At 69.5% G+C, this 19,805-nt stretch carries 12 protein-coding genes and 1 riboswitch; of the genes, 6 read left to right on the forward strand and 6 right to left on the reverse strand.

Annotated features, from left to right (window positions below):
* Window positions 1-28: 28 nt before the first annotated feature.
* Together GD429_RS00895 and GD429_RS00900 are read right to left on the reverse strand one after the other, a co-directional pair.
* Complete coding sequence (locus GD429_RS00895; RefSeq protein ID WP_152855275.1) at window positions 29-661, reverse strand: cytochrome b/b6 domain-containing protein; 633 nt, start codon at window positions 659-661, stop codon at window positions 29-31.
* Window positions 662-833: 172 nt separating this feature from the next.
* On the reverse strand, window positions 834-1,082 hold the full coding sequence (locus tag GD429_RS00900; protein WP_152855276.1) for a pentapeptide MXKDX repeat protein: 249 nt from the start codon (window positions 1,080-1,082) through the stop codon (window positions 834-836).
* Between the two features lie 268 nt (window positions 1,083-1,350).
* Window positions 1,351-1,467, forward strand: a riboswitch (TPP riboswitch).
* Between the two features lie 124 nt (window positions 1,468-1,591).
* Between GD429_RS00900 and thiC the strand changes: the two genes are divergently transcribed.
* The 5 genes from thiC (at window position 1,592) to GD429_RS00925 (ending at window position 7,267) form a co-directional block, all read left to right on the forward strand.
* Window positions 1,592-3,523 carry a phosphomethylpyrimidine synthase ThiC gene (gene thiC, locus GD429_RS00905; protein ID WP_072435924.1) on the forward strand — a complete coding sequence of 644 codons (1,932 nt, stop codon included), beginning with the start codon at window positions 1,592-1,594 and terminating at the stop codon, window positions 3,521-3,523.
* A gap of 240 nt (window positions 3,524-3,763) precedes the next feature.
* Window positions 3,764-3,976, forward strand: a complete 213-nt coding sequence (locus tag GD429_RS00910) for a glycine zipper 2TM domain-containing protein (protein ID WP_152855277.1) — start codon at window positions 3,764-3,766, stop codon at window positions 3,974-3,976.
* Window positions 3,977-4,185: 209 nt separating this feature from the next.
* Window positions 4,186-4,434 (forward strand): hypothetical protein, encoded by a 249-nt coding sequence (locus GD429_RS00915; protein WP_152855278.1) that lies wholly within the window; start codon window positions 4,186-4,188, stop codon window positions 4,432-4,434.
* A 143-nt stretch (window positions 4,435-4,577) separates the two neighbouring features.
* Complete coding sequence (locus GD429_RS00920) at window positions 4,578-5,504, forward strand: DMT family transporter (protein WP_152855279.1); 927 nt, start codon at window positions 4,578-4,580, stop codon at window positions 5,502-5,504.
* Between the two features lie 482 nt (window positions 5,505-5,986).
* Window positions 5,987-7,267, forward strand: a complete 1,281-nt coding sequence (locus GD429_RS00925; RefSeq protein WP_152855280.1) for an EAL domain-containing protein — start codon at window positions 5,987-5,989, stop codon at window positions 7,265-7,267.
* 70 nt (window positions 7,268-7,337) lie between these two features.
* Here the strand turns inward: GD429_RS00925 and arfB are convergent, their stop codons facing one another.
* Genes arfB through recC form a run of 4 tightly spaced genes read right to left on the reverse strand, consistent with a single transcriptional unit; the run spans window position 7,338 to window position 17,078 of the window.
* Entirely contained in the window at window positions 7,338-7,742 is a 405-nt protein-coding gene (gene arfB / locus GD429_RS00930) for an alternative ribosome rescue aminoacyl-tRNA hydrolase ArfB (RefSeq protein ID WP_152855281.1), read from the reverse strand.
* Window positions 7,739-10,036 carry an AAA family ATPase gene (locus GD429_RS00935; RefSeq protein WP_152855282.1) on the reverse strand — a complete coding sequence of 766 codons (2,298 nt, stop codon included), beginning with the start codon at window positions 10,034-10,036 and terminating at the stop codon, window positions 7,739-7,741. The genes arfB and GD429_RS00935 overlap by 4 nt, the downstream gene beginning before the upstream one ends.
* Window positions 10,033-13,743 (reverse strand): exodeoxyribonuclease V subunit beta, encoded by a 3,711-nt coding sequence (gene recB, locus GD429_RS00940; RefSeq protein WP_152855283.1) that lies wholly within the window; start codon window positions 13,741-13,743, stop codon window positions 10,033-10,035. Before recB ends, GD429_RS00935 begins: the two co-directional genes overlap by 4 nt.
* Complete coding sequence (gene recC / locus GD429_RS00945) at window positions 13,740-17,078, reverse strand: exodeoxyribonuclease V subunit gamma (protein WP_152855284.1); 3,339 nt, start codon at window positions 17,076-17,078, stop codon at window positions 13,740-13,742. Before recC ends, recB begins: the two co-directional genes overlap by 4 nt.
* 183 nt (window positions 17,079-17,261) lie before the next feature.
* Here recC and GD429_RS00950 point away from each other — a divergent pair, with 183 nt between their 5' ends.
* On the forward strand, window positions 17,262-19,553 hold the full coding sequence (locus GD429_RS00950; protein WP_152855285.1) for an FUSC family protein: 2,292 nt from the start codon (window positions 17,262-17,264) through the stop codon (window positions 19,551-19,553).
* The last annotated feature ends 252 nt before the right edge of the window (window positions 19,554-19,805 follow it).

The raw sequence follows: 19,805 nt of genomic DNA on the forward strand, positions 1-19,805 counted from the left end.
ATGATTTCCTTCGGCACCTTCGTGCCGTTCAACGGCCGCGCAGCATCGCGAGCAGCGAGCGCGGCACCAGCAGCGCCATCGCGACATGCACGACGAAGAACGCGACGAGCAGCGACATCGCCCAGAAATGCACGACGCGCGCGTTGTCGTAACCGCCGAACAGTTCGCGCAGCAGCGGGAACTGCACGGATTTCCAGATCGCGAGCCCCGACAGCACCAGCACGACGAGATCGACGATCGCGGTCAGGTACGCCGCGCGCTGCACCGCGTTGTAGACGCTCAGGTCGGCATGCGACAGCCGCCCGCCGAGCGCCGCGCGCACGTCGCGCCACACGGATGCCGGCGTGACCGGCAGCATCTTGCGCACGAGGCGCCCGGTCGCAAGCGACATCGTCAGGTAGAACAGCCCGTTGCCGACGAGCAGCCACATCGCCGCGAAATGCCATTGCAGCGCGCCGCCGAGCCAGCCGCCGATCGTGATGCAATGAGGAAACGTGAACGTCGGATAGATCGGCGACGCGTCATAGATGCGCCAGCCGGACAGCGCCATCAGCACGGCCGCGAGCGCGTTGAGCCAGTGGCTCGCGCGCACCCACAGCGGATGGATCGGGCGCGCGGGCGGCGTGGCGGCCGCGCGCCCTGTGGCGGGAACGGTTTGCATGATGAAAACTCCCGGAATGAGGCGATGGAGCGCGAGACGGAGGCCGGCGACCGGCCAGGCGACGCATGCGCTGACGTGCGGCGAGGTGCGAGCGCCGCGCGTCAGCCGGCACCGCGTGCCGTCCCGGCACGCAGCGGCGACACGCGCGTCGGCCGCGCTCCGTCCGCTTCCGTCAGTTCGACGGGGCCATCTTGTCGCCCGACTCCGGCTTGCCCATCGTGTCCTTCTTCATCGCGTCCTTCTTCGCGTGCTTCTTCATGGCGTCCTTCTTCATCGCGCCGTCCTTCGCCATCGCATCATGGCCCATCGCGTCCTTCGACATCGACGAACCCTCCTTCGACATCGCGTCGTTCTGCGCATACGCGCCCGTTGCGGCCATGGCGAAACCGGCGACACAGGCTGCGATCAGTACTTTTTTCATGACATCTCTCCGAAACATGGGTTTGAGGAGCCGAATAGACGGGGGACGTCGCGGGAAATGACAGCCGTTTCGAAAATTTTTTTAGGGGCTGCCGAAAATGCCGCAATGCCGCACCGCGCCGTCGTTGTCGGCCGGGCTGCAGGGCCGTGCGGCGATGTCATGCATCGCGGCTTGCACGGCAGGCGCGCCGCCCGCAATGCTGCAACTGCACCGCGGCGACCGGTCTGCCACCGGTTGAAACCGCCGCAAAGCCGGTGTATCGTGTGCGCTGCTAACGCGGGGGTCCTGCAATGCGCCCGGTCAACAAACCGGCATTGCGGGTGAGAAATACCCTTTGAACCTGATCTGGATAATGCCAGCGCAGGGAAGCGTACGGATTCCGCCGCCATCCTTCTGACGAAATCCGCCGCCTCACCAAGCCTCGTCTCCTGCTTAGCTCGAGCCCCACATTCGTCCAGGGCTCCGGGCAAGCGCCGAAGCGCCTGTCCGGCGCTCACACAGGAGATTGCATGAACGCCAATCCGAAGTTTCTGTCCGCCGACGCCCACGTCGATGCGGCTGCCGTCGCGCCGCTGCCGAATTCGCGGAAAGTCTATGTGACCGGCTCGCAGCCCGACATCCGCGTGCCGATGCGCGAAATCACGCAGGCCGACACGCCGACCGGCTTCGGCGGCGAAAAGAATCCGCCGATCTACGTGTACGACACGTCGGGCCCCTACACCGATCCGGAAGCGAAGATCGACATCCGCGCGGGCCTGCCCGCGCTGCGCCAGCGCTGGATCGAAGCGCGCGGCGACACCGAAGTGCTCCCCGGCCTGTCGAGCCGATACGGCCTCGAGCGCGCGGCCGATCCGGCTACCGCCGACCTGCGTTTCCCCGGCCTGCACCGCAACCCGCGCCGTGCGCAGGCCGGCAAGAACGTCACGCAGATGCACTACGCGCGTCAGGGCATCATCACGCCGGAAATGGAATACATCGCGATCCGCGAGAACCAGCGCCGCGCCGAATACATCGAGAGCCTGAAGTCGAGCGGCCCGAACGGCGCGAAGCTCGCCGCGATGATGGGCCGCCAGCACCCGGGCCAGGCGTTCGGCGCTGCCGCGTTCGGCGCGAACGCGCTGGCCGAGATCACGCCGGAGTTCGTGCGCGACGAAATCGCGCGCGGCCGCGCGATCATTCCCGCGAACATCAACCATCCGGAATCCGAGCCGATGATCATCGGCCGTAATTTCCTCGTGAAGATCAACGCGAACATCGGCAACTCGGCCGTCACGTCGTCGATCGGCGAGGAAGTCGACAAGATGACGTGGGCGATCCGCTGGGGCGGCGACACGGTGATGGACCTGTCGACCGGCAAGCACATCCATGAAACGCGCGAGTGGATCATCCGCAACAGCCCGGTGCCGATCGGCACCGTGCCGATCTACCAGGCGCTCGAGAAGGTCAACGGCAAGGCCGAGGACCTGACCTGGGAAATCTTCCGCGACACGCTGATCGAGCAGGCCGAGCAAGGCGTCGACTACTTCACGATCCACGCGGGCGTGCGCCTGCAGTACGTGCCGCTCACCGCGAACCGGATGACCGGCATCGTGTCGCGCGGCGGCTCGATCATGGCGAAGTGGTGCCTCGCGCATCACAAGGAAAGCTTCCTGTACGAACACTTCGAAGAGATCTGCGAGATCATGAAGGCGTACGACGTGAGCTTCTCGCTCGGCGACGGCCTGCGCCCCGGCTCGATCTACGACGCGAACGACGAAGCGCAGCTCGGCGAGCTGAAGACGCTCGGCGAACTCACGCAGATCGCGTGGAAGCACGACGTGCAGGTGATGATCGAAGGCCCCGGCCACGTGCCGATGCAGTTGATCAAGGAGAACATGGATCTGCAGCTCGACTGGTGCAAGGAAGCGCCGTTCTACACGCTCGGGCCGCTCACCACCGACATCGCACCGGGCTACGACCACATCACGTCGGGCATCGGCGCCGCGATGATCGGCTGGTTCGGCACCGCGATGCTGTGCTACGTGACGCCGAAGGAGCACCTCGGCCTGCCGAACAAGGACGACGTGAAGGAAGGCATCATCACGTACAAGCTCGCCGCGCACGCCGCCGACCTCGCGAAGGGTCACCCGGGCGCGCAGGTGCGCGACAACGCGCTGTCGAAGGCGCGCTTCGAATTCCGCTGGGAAGACCAGTTCAACATCGGTCTCGATCCGGACAAGGCGCGCGAATTCCACGACGAAACGCTGCCGAAGGATTCGGCGAAGGTCGCGCACTTCTGCTCGATGTGCGGCCCGCACTTCTGCTCGATGAAGATCACGCAGGACGTACGCGAGTTCGCGGCGCAGCAAGGCGTGTCGGAAACCGAAGCGCTGAAGAAAGGGATGGAAGTGAAGGCGGTCGAGTTCGTCAAGACCGGCGCCGAGATTTATCACCGTCAATAAGCGAACGAGCGGACGCGGCGATCCGCACCGGCAACGCATCGCGATGCACGAAGCCCGCTTTCGAGCGGGCTTTTTTGCGCATGTCGCGTGCCTGTCGATGCGCGGGAAACAATTGATTACGAAACCGCGCGGGCCTTAACAAGTCCTTACAGCAGCGGCGCGGGGCGGCGCGTAGATTGAGAGCATGCGTGGCCGCCAGCCGGTCGCGCGTCCTCCGTTCACTACCACAGGACAACGATCATGAATTCGATTCGGCGTATTGGGGTATGCGCGCTCCTCGTCGCGACGGTGGCCAGCCTGTCGGCCTGCGATTCGATGACGAGGCGCCAGCGCGACACGGCAATCGGTGCGGGTGTCGGCGGCGTCGCCGGCGCGGCGATCGGCGGCAACGCGCTGTCGACGCTGGGTGGCGCAGCGGCTGGCGGCATCATCGGCAACCAGGTCGGTAAATAAGCCGACCGGCTAACCGGCCGCCGCGCGAAGCGCGGCGAACTCCGGCCTGACGGCGTTTTCGCACTGCGGAAGCGCCGTTTTTCGTATGCGGCGCCGCAGCACGCCGCAGCGTGCCCGGAAATGATCCGTTACCGTTTCGCACATCGTGTCATCGGCGCGCGGCCTAAGCTTAAGCATCTGCCGATTGCCGGCTCCGCCGGAGAGACATCATGAACAGGATCCTCGTCGCCGCGGCGCTCGCCTGCACGACGCTCGCCGGCTGCTACTACCCGTACGGCTATTATCCTGGCGGCTATTACACGGCTGCACCGGTGCAGCCGGCGCCCGTGTACGTCGATCCGGGCCCCGCCTACTACTATCCGGCGCCTGCGTATGCGCCGGCGTGGGGCGGTTATTGGGGACCGGCGCTATCGCTCGATTTCGGCTTCGGCGGACGCGGCGGCCGGCACCATCACTGATCGGGCAACGCGGCCGGTGGGCGGCCGCCCCTTGCCTGCAAACGGCGAATCTCCCGTTTCTTGTCGTTTCATCGAATCGTGAAACGATGGCGTGGTAACGCAGTGTAAGATTCATCGCATCCCGTCCCGCGCCCTCCCGATCGATGTCACCCAAGAACGCCATTCTGCTGACCCTGCTCGCTGCCCTGTGGGGCGCGTCGTTCCTGTTCATCCGGATCGGCGTGGTCGATTTCGGCGTTGCGCCTCTGATGGCGCTGCGCGTGGGCATCGGTGCGCTGTTTCTCACCGGCTTTGCGCTGACGCGCTTCAAACCCGCCGATCTCGGCGCGCGGCTGCGCCGTCATGCATGGCCGTTGTTCGTCGTCGGCACGCTGAATTCGGGCATACCGTTCTGCCTGTTCGCGTTCGCCGAACTGACGCTGTCGGCCGGCCTGACGTCGGTGATCAACGCAACGACGCCGCTGTGGGGCGCGCTCGTCGCCTACCTGTGGCTGAAGGACAAGCTGTCGCTGCCGCGCGCGCTCGGCCTCGTGATCGGTTTTGCCGGCGTGATCACGCTGGTGTGGAACCAGATCGCGAACGCGCACGGCGACACGGGCGCCGGCGCGACCGCGCTCGCCGCCGCCGCGGCGCTCGGCGCGACGCTGCTGTACGGCATCGCGGCCAATTACACGAAGCGCAAGCTCGGCGGCGTCGATCCGCTCGTCAACGCGACCGGCAGCATGATCGGCTCGACCGTCCTGCTGCTGCCGTTCGCGATCGCCACCTGGCCGGCCGCACCGGTCGGCCCGCACGCATGGGGTTCCGTGCTCGGCCTCGGCATCGCATGCACGGGCATCGCGTATTTCATCTTCTTCTACCTGATCGCGCATGTCGGCCCCGCCCGCGCGATTACCGTGACGTTCGTGATCCCGGTGTTCGGCCTGCTGTGGGGCGCGCTGTTCCTCGGCGAACACGTGTCGGCCGTGATGATCGAAGGCTGCGCGATCGTGCTCGTCGGCACCGCCCTCGCGACCGGCGTGATCAAGCGGATTCCCGGTCTGCGGCCGCGTAGCGGCGAAGCAACCTGAGGTTCCGGGCGCACGCGCTGCCGGCCGCCGTGCGGTAACCGCCGACGCCGGGCGCCGCCTGTTTCCCGGCGCGCCGGCATTCATCCGACGGCGGCGCCCGCCCGCGGCTGTACTCGCCGCGGGTTTTCCCGCGCCGCTACGCGCACCATGCACGCCATGCGGCTGCACGCACGGTCATGCCGCCGCCATGCCACCGGATTCCGATGTGCTTCCGCGGCGGCCTTCGCTGCGTGGCGGTGATGCGCGGCGCGCACTCGGGCGGCGCCGGTCATTGCCGCGCGCCGGCCATGGCCGCAGCCGCGCGCCGAGTGCGTGTGGAGTTTCCCTGATACGCGCGGCGCCGCATTCCCGTTACACTCGGAACACTTATCCGCAGAAGGCGGTCACGATGCCCCACGTTCTTTCGCGTCCGCCTGCGCATGCGACTGCTTCAGTGTGGCGACGCGCTGCCGCCCCACTGCTCCGCCCTGGGCACCGTTGACATGAAGCCCGCCCGCGACCAATCGCTCGACTCCCTGCTCGAACACCTGACGCCAACGCCCAGCGGCTGGTTCGCCACCTATCGCACCACGACGCTGCGCAGCGTGTTCCAGCCCGTGCTGTCGATCACGCACAAGCGCGTGGTCGGTTACGAGGCGCTGCTGCGCGTCGTCGACGCGAACGGCGCGCTGGTCTCGCCCGCCGCCCTCTTCGACAAGACACGCGCCGATGCCGATGCGCTGCTGCTCGACCGGCTCGCGCGCTGCCTGCATACGGCCAACTTCGTCGCGCAAGGCATCGGCGACGGCTGGCTGTTCCTGAACGTGACGCCGCGCGTGCTCGATTCGGGTCTCGTGCAGCGCGAGTTCGTCGAGGCGCTGTGCCGGCATTTCGCATTGCCGCCGAACCGCATCGTGCTGGAAGTCGTCGAACAGCCGGCGCGCGACGAAGCCGCGCTCGCCCGCACGATCGACATGATCCAGCATCGCGACTTCCTGATCGCGATCGACGATTTCGGCACGGGGTTCTCGAATTTCGACCGCGTGTGGCGCGCACGGCCCGACATCGTCAAGCTCGATCGATCGCTCGTCGAGCGCTCGACCGGGTCGGCCGACGATCGCCGCATCATGCATCACCTCGTGTCGATGCTGCACCAGGCCGGCGCGATGGTGCTTGCCGAGGGCGTCGAAAGCGACGACGCGCTGCAGTCGCTGATGGAAGCCGACATCGATTTCGTGCAGGGCTTCCAGTTCGGCCAGCCCGACTCGTCGATCGCGCACGCAAGCGCGGCCGCGCCCGCGATGCTCGACGCCGCGTGGCGACGCTTCATCGCGCGCCGGCACACGCCGGCCATCGCCGAACAGCCGGGCTTCGACGCGATCGAGCGGCTCGTGCTCACCGGCGCGGCCGCGTTTTCCGCGAGCGGCAACCTGCAGGATGCCGCGCAACGCGTGTTCGCGGTGCCGGCCGCGCGCCGCGTGTTCGTCACGGACGAGATCGGCGAGCAGTTCCTGCCGTCGATCGGCGCGCGACCCGACGATGGCCAGGCGAGCGTCACCCGCCTGTCGCCGCTTTTCCCGGAAACCCACAGCAACTGGTCGCGACGCCCGTACTTTCAGCGCGCGATCGCCGCGCCCGGGCGCGTCGCGCTGATGGGCCCGCACTTCTCGCTGACGGAAGGCCGCGACTGCTACACGGCCGCCGTCGCGATCCGCGCGCAGAGCCGGCTCGTCGTGTTCTGCGTCGACTTCGTGCTCGACAGCGCGGGAACCGTGATGCGCTAGCCGGCCGGCGCGGCGGCGGGCGTTCACCCGCGGTGTCCTTCGAGCGTGCGGCCGTCCGGCCATCCATTCGTCAGTCGACCACCTTCCCTCTTCCCGACTTCACCACGCTGCGGCGCGACTTGTGCTCGAGCCGTCGCTCCTTCGACGCGCGCGTCGGCCGCGTCGCGACCCGCGCGCGCGGCGTGAACGCGACGCCGGCGATCAGCGTATCGAGTCGCGCCAGCGCGGCTTCGCGGTTCTTCTCCTGCGTGCGGTATTCCTGCGACTTGATCACGACGATGCCGTCGCGCGTGATGCGCTGGTCGGACAGTGCGAGGAGCCGCTCCTTGATGACGGGCGGCAGCGACGACGCACGGATGTCGAAGCGCAGGTGGATCGCGCTCGACACCTTGTTCACGTTCTGCCCGCCCGCGCCCTGCGCGCGCACGGCCGTCCATTCGACTTCGGCCGGATCGAGCGTATAGCGGATCATCATCGCGAAGCCTCCATGCGGCGCCGCGCGAGCGCCTCGTCGACGCGGGCCGCGAGCCCCGAATCGCGCTGCGTGCGCGTCGCGACCGCCTGCGCCAGCACGCGCCGCGGCCCGATCACCTGCACGCGCGTACGTGCCCGCGTCACTGCCGTGTAGACGAGCTCGCGCGTGAGCACGCGGCCGAACGATGCCGGCAGCACGAGCGCGGCTTCGTCGAATTCCGAGCCCTGCGATTTGTGGACCGTCAGCGCGAACGCCGTTTCGTGCGGCGGCAGCGCGGCCGGCGACACCGCGCGCGCGGTGCCGTCCGCGCGCCTGAACCACACGCGCAGCACGCCGTGCGCGTCGGGCAACGCGATGCCGATGTCGCCGTTGAACAACCCGAGCGCATAGTCGTTGCGCGTCACCATGATCGGCCGCCCGGTGAACCAGTGCGCGCCGACCGCGAGCGGCACGCGCGCCGCATGCCGCACGTGCGCGGCCACGAGCGCGTTGACGTGCTCCGCGCCGCGCGAGCCGCTGCGGGTCGCGCACAGGATCCGGAACCGGTTGAGCGCGTCGAACAGCGGCAGCGGATCGGGCGCCGGCGCGGCCAGCGCGTCGCGCAACGCATCGAGGTACGCGCCGAACCGCCGCGCGAGCCGCTCGACCGTCGACGACGCAAGCGACTCGCCCGCATCGTCGTGGAACGACGCGGCAGCCGCGTCGTCCGCGGGCAGCGCATCGAGCGCGGCCTGCACGTCGCCGCGGCGGATCGCGAGCGACAGCCGCCCGATCGGCGAATCGAGACCGAAGCGGTAATTGCGTTCGAGCCACACGACGCAGTCGGCGAGCGGCGCCGGCGCGGGCGTGGCGGGCGATGCAGCGGGTTCGCCGGGCAATGTCGACGTGACCGAAGCAAGCGCCACATCGCCGGCGTCGAACGGCGGCAGCTCGACGGCGTCGAGCCACGCAAGTTCGTCGGCCTCGATCCATGGGGAGGCGTTGCCCGCATCGCCGATATCGCCGGCATCGGTCAATGCCGGACCGGCGGACGGAGGTGGCGCGACGTCGGTAGCGGCAACCGCGTCGTCCTGCGGTTCGTCGTCGAACAGCGACGCCTGTCGCGCATCGGCGCGCGGACGCGACGCGCGTTTGCGTGAAGCAGCGGCGGATACCGAAGCGGAAGCCTGGGCCGGTGCCGCAGCGGAAACCGGATTCGCAGCAGGCACAGCCGCCGCCGCTTCGTCCGGCACCGGCAACGCCGCGACGAACGCCGCCTCGTCGATACCGAGCGCCTGCGCGATGCGCGTGCGCGCCGCCGCGGTAAACGCCGGCCGCGCGCTCAGCTCCGCGAACACGGCGCCCGCCTCGACCGCGGCCAGTTGGTCCTTGTCGCCGAGCAGCACGAGCCGAGCGCCCGGCGCGAGCGCGTCGAGCAGATGCGCGGCGAGCGCGACGTCGATCATCGATGCTTCGTCGACGACGATCAGGTCGTACGGCAGCGGATTGTCGCGATGATGCCGGAAGCCGGCTGCCCCGCCGCCGCCCAGCAGGCGATGCAGCGTGTACGACGTATCGGGCAGGCGCGCCGCGAGCTCGGGCGGCAGGTCGCCGGCCCGCGCATGCAGCGCTTCCTGCATCCGCTGCGCGGCCTTGCCGGTCGGCGCGGCCAGCGCGATGCGCAGCCCCGGGTGCGCGTCGAGCAGACAGGCCAGCACGCCGACGACGGTCGTCGTCTTGCCGGTGCCGGGGCCGCCGCTGACGATCGTCACGCGGCCGGTCAGCGCGACGATCGCCGCGACGCGCTGCCAGTCGACTTCGCCGGTCGCGGGCCCGAAGTAGCGCGCGAGGTTGTCGCGCAACCGGTCGGGCGACAACCCGTCGTCCGGTACCGCGACGCCGGCCTGCGCAACCAGCGCATCGGCCAGCCGCCGTTCGTAATCGAAATAACGCGACAGGTACAGGTGGTCGTGCCGGTCGACGATCAGCGGCCGCTCGTCACCGCGCGCGAGTGTGCCGAACGCGACCACGCCGCTCGCGGCGAGCGCCGCGCGGATGTCGTCGAGCGGCTCTTCGTAGCGCTGCGCGAGCGCGCCGAGTGCGACGCACACGTGGCCGCCCGCGGTCGCGCGGCTCGTCGCGAACGCGGCGCGCGCCGCCCAGCGCGCGGCCGCGGCCGGCGCGCCGGCGCGCCGCGCGAGGTCGCCGATGCGGCGCGCGAAGCCTTCCGCGAGCGCGATGCCGAAATCGGCGGGCTCGGGCAGCCGCGCGACGAGGCCGCCGGTAAATTCGAGCGTGTCGTCGGACGCATTCATGCGCGGCCCCCTTCCATCATCCGGTCGAGTGCGTCGACGAGCGCGCGTTCGGGCCGCCGCGCGTGCACGCCGGCCGGCTCGCCACCGCTGCGCCAGTCGGGCCGCACGCCGCGCACGAACAGGTACAGGTAGCCCGCGATATGCGTGTCGTAGTCGTAATCGGGCAGCCGCCCGCGCAGGTAGCGATGCAGCGCGACCGTATAGAGCAGCGCCTGCAGGTGATACGCGTGATCGGCCATCGCGACGTCGAGCGCGCGCGGGCCGTAGGCGTCCGGCGTCGTGCCGAGATGGTTCGACTTCCAGTCGACGATCCAGAAGCGGCCGTCGTGTTCGACGATCATGTCGATGAAACCCTTGATGAATCCGGCGAGCATGCCCGCCTCCAGTGCAACGTCCGGGTAGCCGTGCGCGACCAGCAGCCGGCGCAGCGCCGTCAGGTCGAGCGACGGCGCCGGGAACAGGAACCCCATTTCGTCGAGCCGCTTCGCGGGATCGAGATCGGCAAGCCGCATGCCCGGCACGAGTTCGGTGCGCACGACATCGTCGACGAGCCGCGCCATCATCGCCGGCAGGCGCGTCGCGAGTTCGGGCTCGGCCTCGACCGGCCGGTCGTGCAGCGCGCCGAGCGCGGCCTTGTGCCACGATTCGGGCTCCGTGAACCGGCTGAGTTCGAACAGACGATGCAGGCACTCGCCCGCCGCCGCGCCGCGCGGGAACACGAGAATGTCGTCGTCCGGCTGTTCGGGCGCAACCGTATCGGCCAATATGAACTCGCCGTCCGGCGCCACCGCGGCAAGCGCATCGTGATCGGGTCGCAGCTCGTCGTCGGGCACGGCAGCGACGCCGGCCTCCTCGCGCGCCATCGACGCAGTCAGCGAACTGAAGCTCGCCATCCGCCACGCATCGCGCAGCACGCGCGATGCGTGGCGCGCCGCGAGCGTCTGCGATGCGTCGTGCCCGGCCGCGAGACGCTCGCGGCGCGCGGGCGCCGGCAGCGGCGCGACGCTCACGGGGCCGCCCGCGAGCGCAAGCCACGCGGCATCGAGCGCGGCTTCGTCGGGCGGCTCGTCGAGCCACGCGTCGAACGACTGGCCGGCGCCCGCGACGAGCCAGTTGAGCACGCTGCGCCGCGCTTCGCGCGTCGAGCGCGACGACAGATACGGCCCGGCGACGACATAGCAGCGATAGACCGCGCGCGTGAGCGCCACGTAGACGAGCCGCGCGCGTTCCGCGGCCTGCTCGCGCATCGCCTGCCGCGCCGCGTGCGCGGCCGCTTCGTCGTCGCATCCGTAGTGCAGCACGGCGTCGCCCGCGTCGTCGTGATACTCGCGCGCATCGGGCAGCGCGGACGAAGGCGGCTCGCGCAACCCGCCGTCGTTCAGGAACGGACAGAACACGATCGCGTATTCAAGGCCCTTCGACTTGTGCACGGTCACGATCTGCACGAGGTTGCGATCGGATTCGAGACGCAACTGCGCCTCTTCGCCGCCGCCGTCGAGCCGTTGCGCGGCGAGCCAGCGCAGCGTCGGCGCGATGCCCGGCTGCGCGGATGCGCGCGCCTGCGTCAGCTCGGCCAGATGGTTGATGTCGGTCACGCGGCGTTCGCCATCCGCGCCGGCCATCAGCCGCTCGGCAATCCGCAGCTCGCGCGTGAACGTGCGCCACATCACCGCGAAACCGCGTTCGCGCCACAGCAGCCGATAGCGCGAGAAACGCTCGACCCAGCTCATCGCGTCGGCACTGTCGGCCGCGGACGCTTCGTGCGACGCATCGCCGTCGCCTTGCTCCATCCGCCACAGCGCGCCGGCATCGAGGCCGAACCAGTCGGCCGCGAGCGCCGCGCGCAGACGCCGCAGGTCGCCCGGCGCGTCGATCGCCGCCAGCACGCGTTCGAGCTGCTCGGCGTCGCCGGTCGAGAACACCGAGGCCTGCGCCAGTTCGACGCTGCCGATGCCCCACGTGGCGAGCACTCGTTTCACGAGACTGCCCTGCCGGTGCGTCTGCACGAGCACCGCGATGTTGCCCGGCGACAGCGGCGTGTCGCCCAGCCGCACGTGCCCTTCGCGCGCGCCGCGCATCAGCCGCGCGATCTCGGCCGCGCAGGCCTGGGCGGCCTGCGCCTGCGCGTCGCGCTTGAGCAGCGTGCCTTCGCCGCCCGGCAGCGCCCACACCCGGAAATCGCCGGCCGGGCCCGGATCGGTTTCGTCGACGAACGGCGCACGCACGCGCGTGCCGGCACGCACCGCGTAATAGTCGAGCCCGTCGAGCACGAAAGCGCGCGGATTCGACATGAAGAAGCGGTTGCACGCATCGACGATCGCGGGCGTCGAGCGCTGGTTGACCGCCAGCGTGTAGCACGCGCTCGCGCTCGCGCGCGCCGCAAGATAGGTATGCAGATCGGCGGCGCGGAAGCTGTAGATCGCCTGCTTCGGATCGCCGACGAGGAAAAGCGGCCCGCCCGGCGCGAAGATGCGGTTGAAGATCGCGAACTGCAGCGGGTCGGTATCCTGGAACTCGTCGATCAGCGCGGCCGGATAGCGCGCACGCAGCGTGTCGGCAAGCCACGGATGCGCATGCAGCGCGTGGTACAGGTTCGCGAGCAGGTCGTCGAACGACACGACCCGCCGCGTACGCTTGCGCTCGGCCAGCTCGCCCGGCGCCATGTCGAGCCATTCGGCGATCAGCGCGAGCCAGCGCGCGCGCTGCGCGGCTTCGGCTGCGGCCACGGCAGCTTCGAGCGCGTCAGCCACGTCGAAGAACGCGTGTTCGGGCGTCGCGCCGCCCTTTTTCGTCGCTTTCACAAGCGCGCTGCGCGTGAGCTTCAGCGCGGCCTTCGGCAGCGCGGCCGTCGCGTCGCCCTGCGCGAAATGCGCGGCCCAAGCGGCGAGCGCATCGGCAACCGCGTCGGGCTTGTGCGAGCGCTGGTTGAGCGCGGGCTGCGCGATGTGCAGCAACGCATCGATCGCGTCGCGCTCGGCTGCCCACATCCGCGCGGCCTCCGCGAAGCATTCGGCCGCGGCGGCCTCGGCCGATTCGTCCGGCTCGGTCACGCCGTCCCAGCGCAGCGCGGCGAGCGGCTTCTTCAGCCGGCGCGCGAGTTGCGCATCAAGCGCGGCCGGGCCGGCGCCCGATTCGACGAGCCAGGTCGCGAAGCCCGGCGAGCGCGCGGCCGCCGGTTCGACGCGCGTGCGCCAGAAGTCCGCCGCGAGCTCGAAGCGCAGCGATGCGTCGTCGGTCTCCATGTCGAACGCGAACGGCATCGCGGCCGCGAACGGCGCTTCCTGCAACGCGCGCTGGCAGAACGCGTGGATCGTATGGATCGCGGCCTGGTCGAATGCGCGCAGCGCGCGCCGGATCCGCTTCGCGGCCGTCTCGGGATCGAGCGTGCCGTCTTCGCCTAGCGTGGTCTCGAGCAGGCGCGCGATGAACGGATCGCCGCCGTCGTCGCCCGTGTCGAGCACGTGCGCGAGCTGCGCGAGCCGGCCGCGAATCCGCTCGTGCAGCTCGGCCGTCGCCGCCTTCGTGAAGGTCACGACGAGGATTTCGTCCGCGCCGAGATCCTTTTCGAGCAGCAGGCGCACATACAGCGCGCAGATGTTCCAGGTCTTGCCGGTGCCAGCCGACGCCTCGATCTGGTTGACGCCGTCGAGCGGGCACGCGAACACGTCGAGTTCGAGCGCCGGCTGCGGCTGCGACACGGCGCTCATGCGACCTCCTTCAGATGTTCGACGAGCGGCTCGAACACGAGCCGCGCGAGCGTGCCGAACGGTTCGTCGAGCGATGCATGCGCGCCGCGCCATGCGATCGCGATGGCCGGATCGTCGGCTTCGCTCACGACGCGCTCGTTGATCCAGACGCTCGCGGCCTTGGCTTCGCCGTCGGACACCCTCGCCCACGCACTGCGCGGGAAAAACCGCAGCGGCATGCGCCGCCCGGCGCGAAACAGCGCGGCAAGCGGCGCAAGCCGTTCGAGCGGCGCCGCGACGGGCGTCAGCTCGAACGCGCCGCCGCTGCCGAACCACAGCGTGCGGCGCGGGCCGCCCGGCTCGACCGCGCAGTAGACGAGATGCGCGAGCCACGCGGACAGGTAGTCGCGCGCGCTCGACCGTGCATAGCGATAGATGATCTGCCCGGCCGGCGTGAGCCGGTTCAGCGTGCCGTGCAGTTCGAGCGGTGCGCTGACCGCGTCGCCCGACAGCATCGCGTCGTCGGCGCCGAACAGCGCCTGCTCCGTATCGGGCCACGCGGGCGCGATGACGAGCGAAAACGGCCGCCGTTCGATGCCGTCGGCCAGCGCGAGGCGCACGTTCGACGCAAGCTGCGTCATCGAGCCGAGCGCCTGGTCGCGCCACACGGCGCCCGTCGCGCCGCCCGGCAATTCGGGGCTCGCGTCCGCAATGCGCAGCGCATGATCGTGCGCGGCCCCATCATCCGATTCGATCAGGAGCGGCAGCACGCGCTCGGCGAGCGCATCGCTGCCGGCGAAGTCGAGCGCGAACGGCTCCGTGTCGAGCAGTTCGGCCTGCGCGTCGGCGAGCACGATGCCGAGCCGTGCGCGCAGCAGCGCGCGCGCGGGATGCCGCCAGAAACGTTCGAATTCGCTGAACGCGACGGGCTCGACAGGTTCGGCCGGCAGCGGCTGCGCGAAGAACGGCGGTTCGCGCTGGTCGTCGCGCGACGCATCGGCGGCCAGCAGCGACGCGAGCGCCGCGCGCTCGGCGTCATAGGAAACGAGCCCGCTGCCGGGCTGGAAATACGCGGCCGCGAACGGTTGCAGCGGATGCTCGACGATGAACGCGCGACGTGCGGCATCGACCGCGTCCGGCGCGGCGTCGTGCCCCGCCGTGACGATCGCGAGATGGTCGAGCAGTTCGTCGACGAGTGCCGCCGGCGGCAACGGCGCGTTGTCGCGGATGCTGCGGCCCGTGTACGCGATCAACAACCGGTCGCGTGCGGCGAGCAGCAGGTCGAGAAACAGGTTGCGCTCGTCGTCGCGGCGCTGCCGGTCGCCGAGCTTCGGCAACACGGCCATCAGGTCGAATTCGTCCGCGCGTGCGAGGCTCGGCAGCACGCCGTCGTCCATCCCGAGCAGGCAGACGACGCGGTACGGCAGGCCGCGCAGGCTCGTCAGCGACGAGAACGTGACGCCGCCCCACGGCACCCCGCCGCGCGCCGGATCGTCGAGTGCCGCGGCAAGCCCCGCGCGGACGACGGCCGCCGGCAGCGCTTCGTCGGGCGCGCCCTCCGTCATCGCGGCCAGCATCGCGTCGAGCGCGTCGCGCACGCCCGCGAGCGAATCCGCATACGTGGCGCCCGAATCGAAGAAACGCGCGAGCGTGTCGGCGAACAGTTCGCTCCATCCATGCGGCGTGTGCGATTCGGCAAGCCGCCGCGCGAAGCCGTCGAGATCGTCGGTAAAGCGCGCGAGCCGGCCGAGCAGCTCGGCCTCGCTGCCCGTGGCCGCCTCGATCGGCAGCCACGCGCCGACCGGCGCCGCGCCTTCGGGCATCGCATAACCGAGGAAGAGCCGCGCGAGCGCATCGGAGAACGTATGGCGCGGCGCAGGCACGGCCGCGTCGTCGCTCGCGAGCGGCGACAGCCCGCGCCGCGCGCCGGCGGCCGCGAGCCAGGTCTGCACCGTCTCGAGCGCGGCCGCATCGATGCCGTAGCGCGCAGCCACCGCGTCGACGCGCAGCCACTCGACCAGCTCCGGCGCGCCGACCTGCCGCTCCGGCAACGCGAGCCAGTCGAGCAGCACGCGCGCGACCGGGTTCGCCTGCGACGGCGGCAGGCCGGTGATCCGGTAAGGCACGCGCGCGCCGCCGGCGCCGGCCGTGCCGAATACCGCATCGATCAGCGGCCCGGCCGCCGCGAGATCGGCCACCGCGACGAGCACGTCCGACGGCTGCAGGCTCGCGTCGGCGTCGAACCACGCGAGCAGCCGGTCGTGCAGCACCTCGAGCTGGCGCGCGAGGCTGTGGCACACATGCACCTCGATCCCGCGTTCGGCCGGCGCATCGCCGGCTTCGGCCTCCGGCTGCAGTTCGAGGATCGCGTTCTGCACGCGCGCGAGCCACGTCGGCGCGGGATTCTCGACGAAACGCGACGCATCGCCCGACGCGGCGCTTTCAGTCAGCTCATGCAGCATGTGCAGTTGCGCCTGCGTCTGCCGGCCCCATTCGGCGAGCAGCGGATGGCCGACTTCCTGGTAGTCGAGCCGGCCGGCCGCATCGAGCGCCTCGGCATGCGCGGCGGTCACGATGTCGAACCAGAATTCGCGGCACGGGTTCAGCGCGTAGACGCGCACGTCGATCCAGCGCGACAGCTCGCGCAGTAGCGCGACGTGCAGCGGCGGCATCGTCGGCAGTGCGAACACGCTGACCGATTCCGGCCAGTCGACGCGCGCGACCGCATCGGCATCGAGATGGCGCGCTTCGACCAGGAAGCGGTGCGCGGGCGGCGTGCCGCTGTCGCTCAGTTCCGCGAGCAGCGCGCGCCACAGCGCGGCCTGCCAGCGCTCGTCGTCGCGCGCGGCGTCGCTGATCCCGCGCGGCGCGGCGTCGCCCGCGAGCACCGACTCGCCGGCCTGCCACGCGGCCAGCCATTCGGGGCGATAGGTCAGGTAATGATCGAGCACGGCCGCGACGCGATGCGCGAGCTCGTAGCGCATCGCATCGTCGGAGGCGGACAGATACGCGGCAAGCCGCGGCGACGCGAGCCACGGCGCGCTGTCGGCCGCTTGCGCGAACAGCCGGTAGCAGCGCCACACGAGACGGTCGGGCGCGAACGGCGAACGCTTGGGCACCTCCATCACGCGGCCGATCTGCTCCCACAACCATTGCGCGAGATACGTGAACTCGACGTTCGCGCACACGCCGTTGCGCGCGGCGATGTCGAGCTCGAGACGGCGGCGCAGCGCCGCGCTCGGCACGATGACCTGCTGCGGCGCCCACGGGCCGTTGCGGGCCGGAAACGCGGACAGATCCTCGAGCAGCGCATCGGCCAGCGTTTCGTGACGATTCGAATAGAAGAGATGGAGCATGAGGCGGGCGTCGGAACCTCGCGCCGGCCGAGCCGGGCGAACAGGGTCCCCAAGGATAGCAAATGGGCCGCCGCCGCGAACCTCGGCCGGAAAGCCAGGTTTTACGGACCGCGAAATACGATAGACTCGTCGCCAGTCAAATACGCCGCCCCCGGGCCTCTTCGTCTGCCATTCAGCCCATCGATGCGCTATTCGGTCGAAATCAGAAAGTTTTTCTACAGCCAGTACTTTTTCGGCGGCCTGCGGATCGCGGTCGGCGTCTCGCTGCCGGCCGTGCTGTGCCTGATCGTGTTTCACAACCGGGAGCTCGGCTTCACTATCTCGACGGGCGCGCTCGGCGCATGCGTGGTCGACATGCCGGGCCCGCTCAAGTACAAGCACAACGAAATGCTCGCGTGCAGCGTGATCGGCTTCCTCGCCGCGCTCGCCACCGGCCTCGCGACACCGAACATCTTCGCGCTGTGGCTCACGATCGTGCCGCTCACGTTCGTGCTGTCGCTGATCGTCGTCTACGGCAACCGCTGGCCGCAGATCAGCTTCGCGACGCTGTTCATGATGGTGATGACGCTCGAGGAGAAATTCACGCCGCTGCAGGCGTTCATCAACGCCGGCTGGATTCTCGCGGGCGGCCTCTGGTATACGTACTGGGCCACGCTCGTGTCGCAATGGCAGGCGCGCCGGATCGAGCAGCAGGCGCTGGCCGAGAGCCTGTTCGCATGCGCCGACTACCTGCTCGCGCGCGCGCAGTTCTACGATCTCGATGCCGATCTCGACGAGTGCTACCGCAATCTCGTCGCCCGGCAGATCACCGCGGTCGAAACGCAGGAAACCGCGCGCGACATCGTGCTGCGCAACCTGCCGAAGCTGCGGCGCGGCAAGCTCGATCCCGGCCGCACGACGATGTACAACCTGTTCATCAACAGCGTCGACCTGCACGAGCTGTTCGTCGGCGCGCACACCGACTACCCGCTCGTGCGCAACACGTTCGGCGGCTCGGATCTCATCATTTTCTACCGCGACCTGATCGGCAAGGCGGCCGCCGATCTCGAGGAGATCGGCCTCGCGGTGCTCGAAAACCGCGCGCCGCATTCGCGGATCAGCGTGAAGGCCGAGCTGCGCGCGATCGAGTACGAGATCGAGCTGATGCGCAAGAAGAACTTCGCGGCCACCAACGCGGAAGCCTATGCGGCCGTGCTCGCGACGTTCCGGCGCATCTGGAGCGCGACGCGCCTGATCGAACGGATGCGCCGCAACCTGTCGGGCCACGCCGATCCGCAGCAAACCGAACTGAAGATCGACAAGGCGCTCGCGCGCTTCCTGCAGCGCCGCCGGATGTCGCCGCTGCTGATCTTCTCGAACCTGAACATGAGTTCGCCGAGCTTGCGCCACGCGCTGCGCGTGACGATTGCGGTGGCGGTCGGCTTCTGGCTCGGCCGGCTGCTGCCGCTCACGAACGCGTACTGGATCGTGATGACGACCATCATCATCCTGAAGCCCGGCTACTCGCTGACCAAGCAGCGCAACGCGCAGCGTATCGTCGGCACGCTGATCGGCTGCGCGGCGAGCATCGCGCTGATCTACACGGTGAAGGAGCCGCACCTGCTGATCGCGATCATGTTCGGGTCGATGGTGATGAGCTACAGCCTGCTGCTGTTCAACTACGCGGCGAGCGTCGTATTCACGTCGTCGTACGTGCTGCTGATGTTCCACCTGCTCGCGCCGGGCAGCATGCGGATCATCGGCGAGCGCGCGATCGACACCGTGGTCGGCTGCATGATCGCGATCGCCGCGAGCCGGCTGTTCCCGTACTGGGAATACCGGCTGATGGGCAAGCAGGTCGCCGACATGCTCACGGCGACCCGCAAGTATTTCGAGGCCGTGTGGCGCGTCGGGCGCGGTGCGTCGTCGCCGCCGGTGCCCACCGCCGACGGCGCGGCCGTAGTGCCGGTCATCGCCGCCGCGGTCGAGACGCCGGCCACGAGCCTCGACGACGACTACCGCTACCGCCTCGCACGCAAGGACGTGCACATCGCGTTCGCGAACCTCGGGCAGGCGTTCCAGCGGATGATGATCGAGCCGAAGGCGCACCAGCGCTTCGTGCCCGAGCTGAACGACCTGCTCGTGCAGACGCACGTGCTCGGCGCGCAGATCACGGCCGCCGCGCCGCTGATCCGCAACGCGTGCTCGGTCGACGGCAGCCTCGTCCACGACGACGCGCTGCAGCGCGGCCTCGCGGCCGTGCTCGACAATCTCGAGAAGGCCGAGGCCGGCGAGCCGCCGCCTGCCCATCAGCTCGAAGCGTCGAAACAGATCACGCGCGATCTCGACGCGATGGTCGTGTCGGCGGAAAAATCCGACGCGGTCGGCGCCGAGCTCACGCACGACCTGAAGGTGCTTGCGCACCAGTGCAAGCAGATGCTTGCGTCGTCGCTGCTGATCCGCAAGGACGCGAGCGTGATCCGCCTGCCTGCCTGACCCTGCCCGACCGTTCCCGCCGGTGGCCGGCCCGCGCACGCCGCGGCCCGGCCACCGGCGTTCCCCGATTCAACGAACTCCCGAAGCATGATCCGCCCGCTCCACGCGGCCCGCGCATCCGTCGCGCGACCGCCCCACGCCCTATTCCGCTCGTCGCACCAGTCAGGGAATACCCGATTCCGGTTACCGGGCCCGAATTGTTATCATTCGTTCACATTCAAGTTGTATATACAACTTGAGCCAATCGGACCG

The organism is Burkholderia sp. BE17 (assembly GCF_009362305.1).
GTDB classification, from domain to species: Bacteria; Pseudomonadota; Gammaproteobacteria; order Burkholderiales; family Burkholderiaceae; genus Burkholderia; species Burkholderia pyrrocinia_C.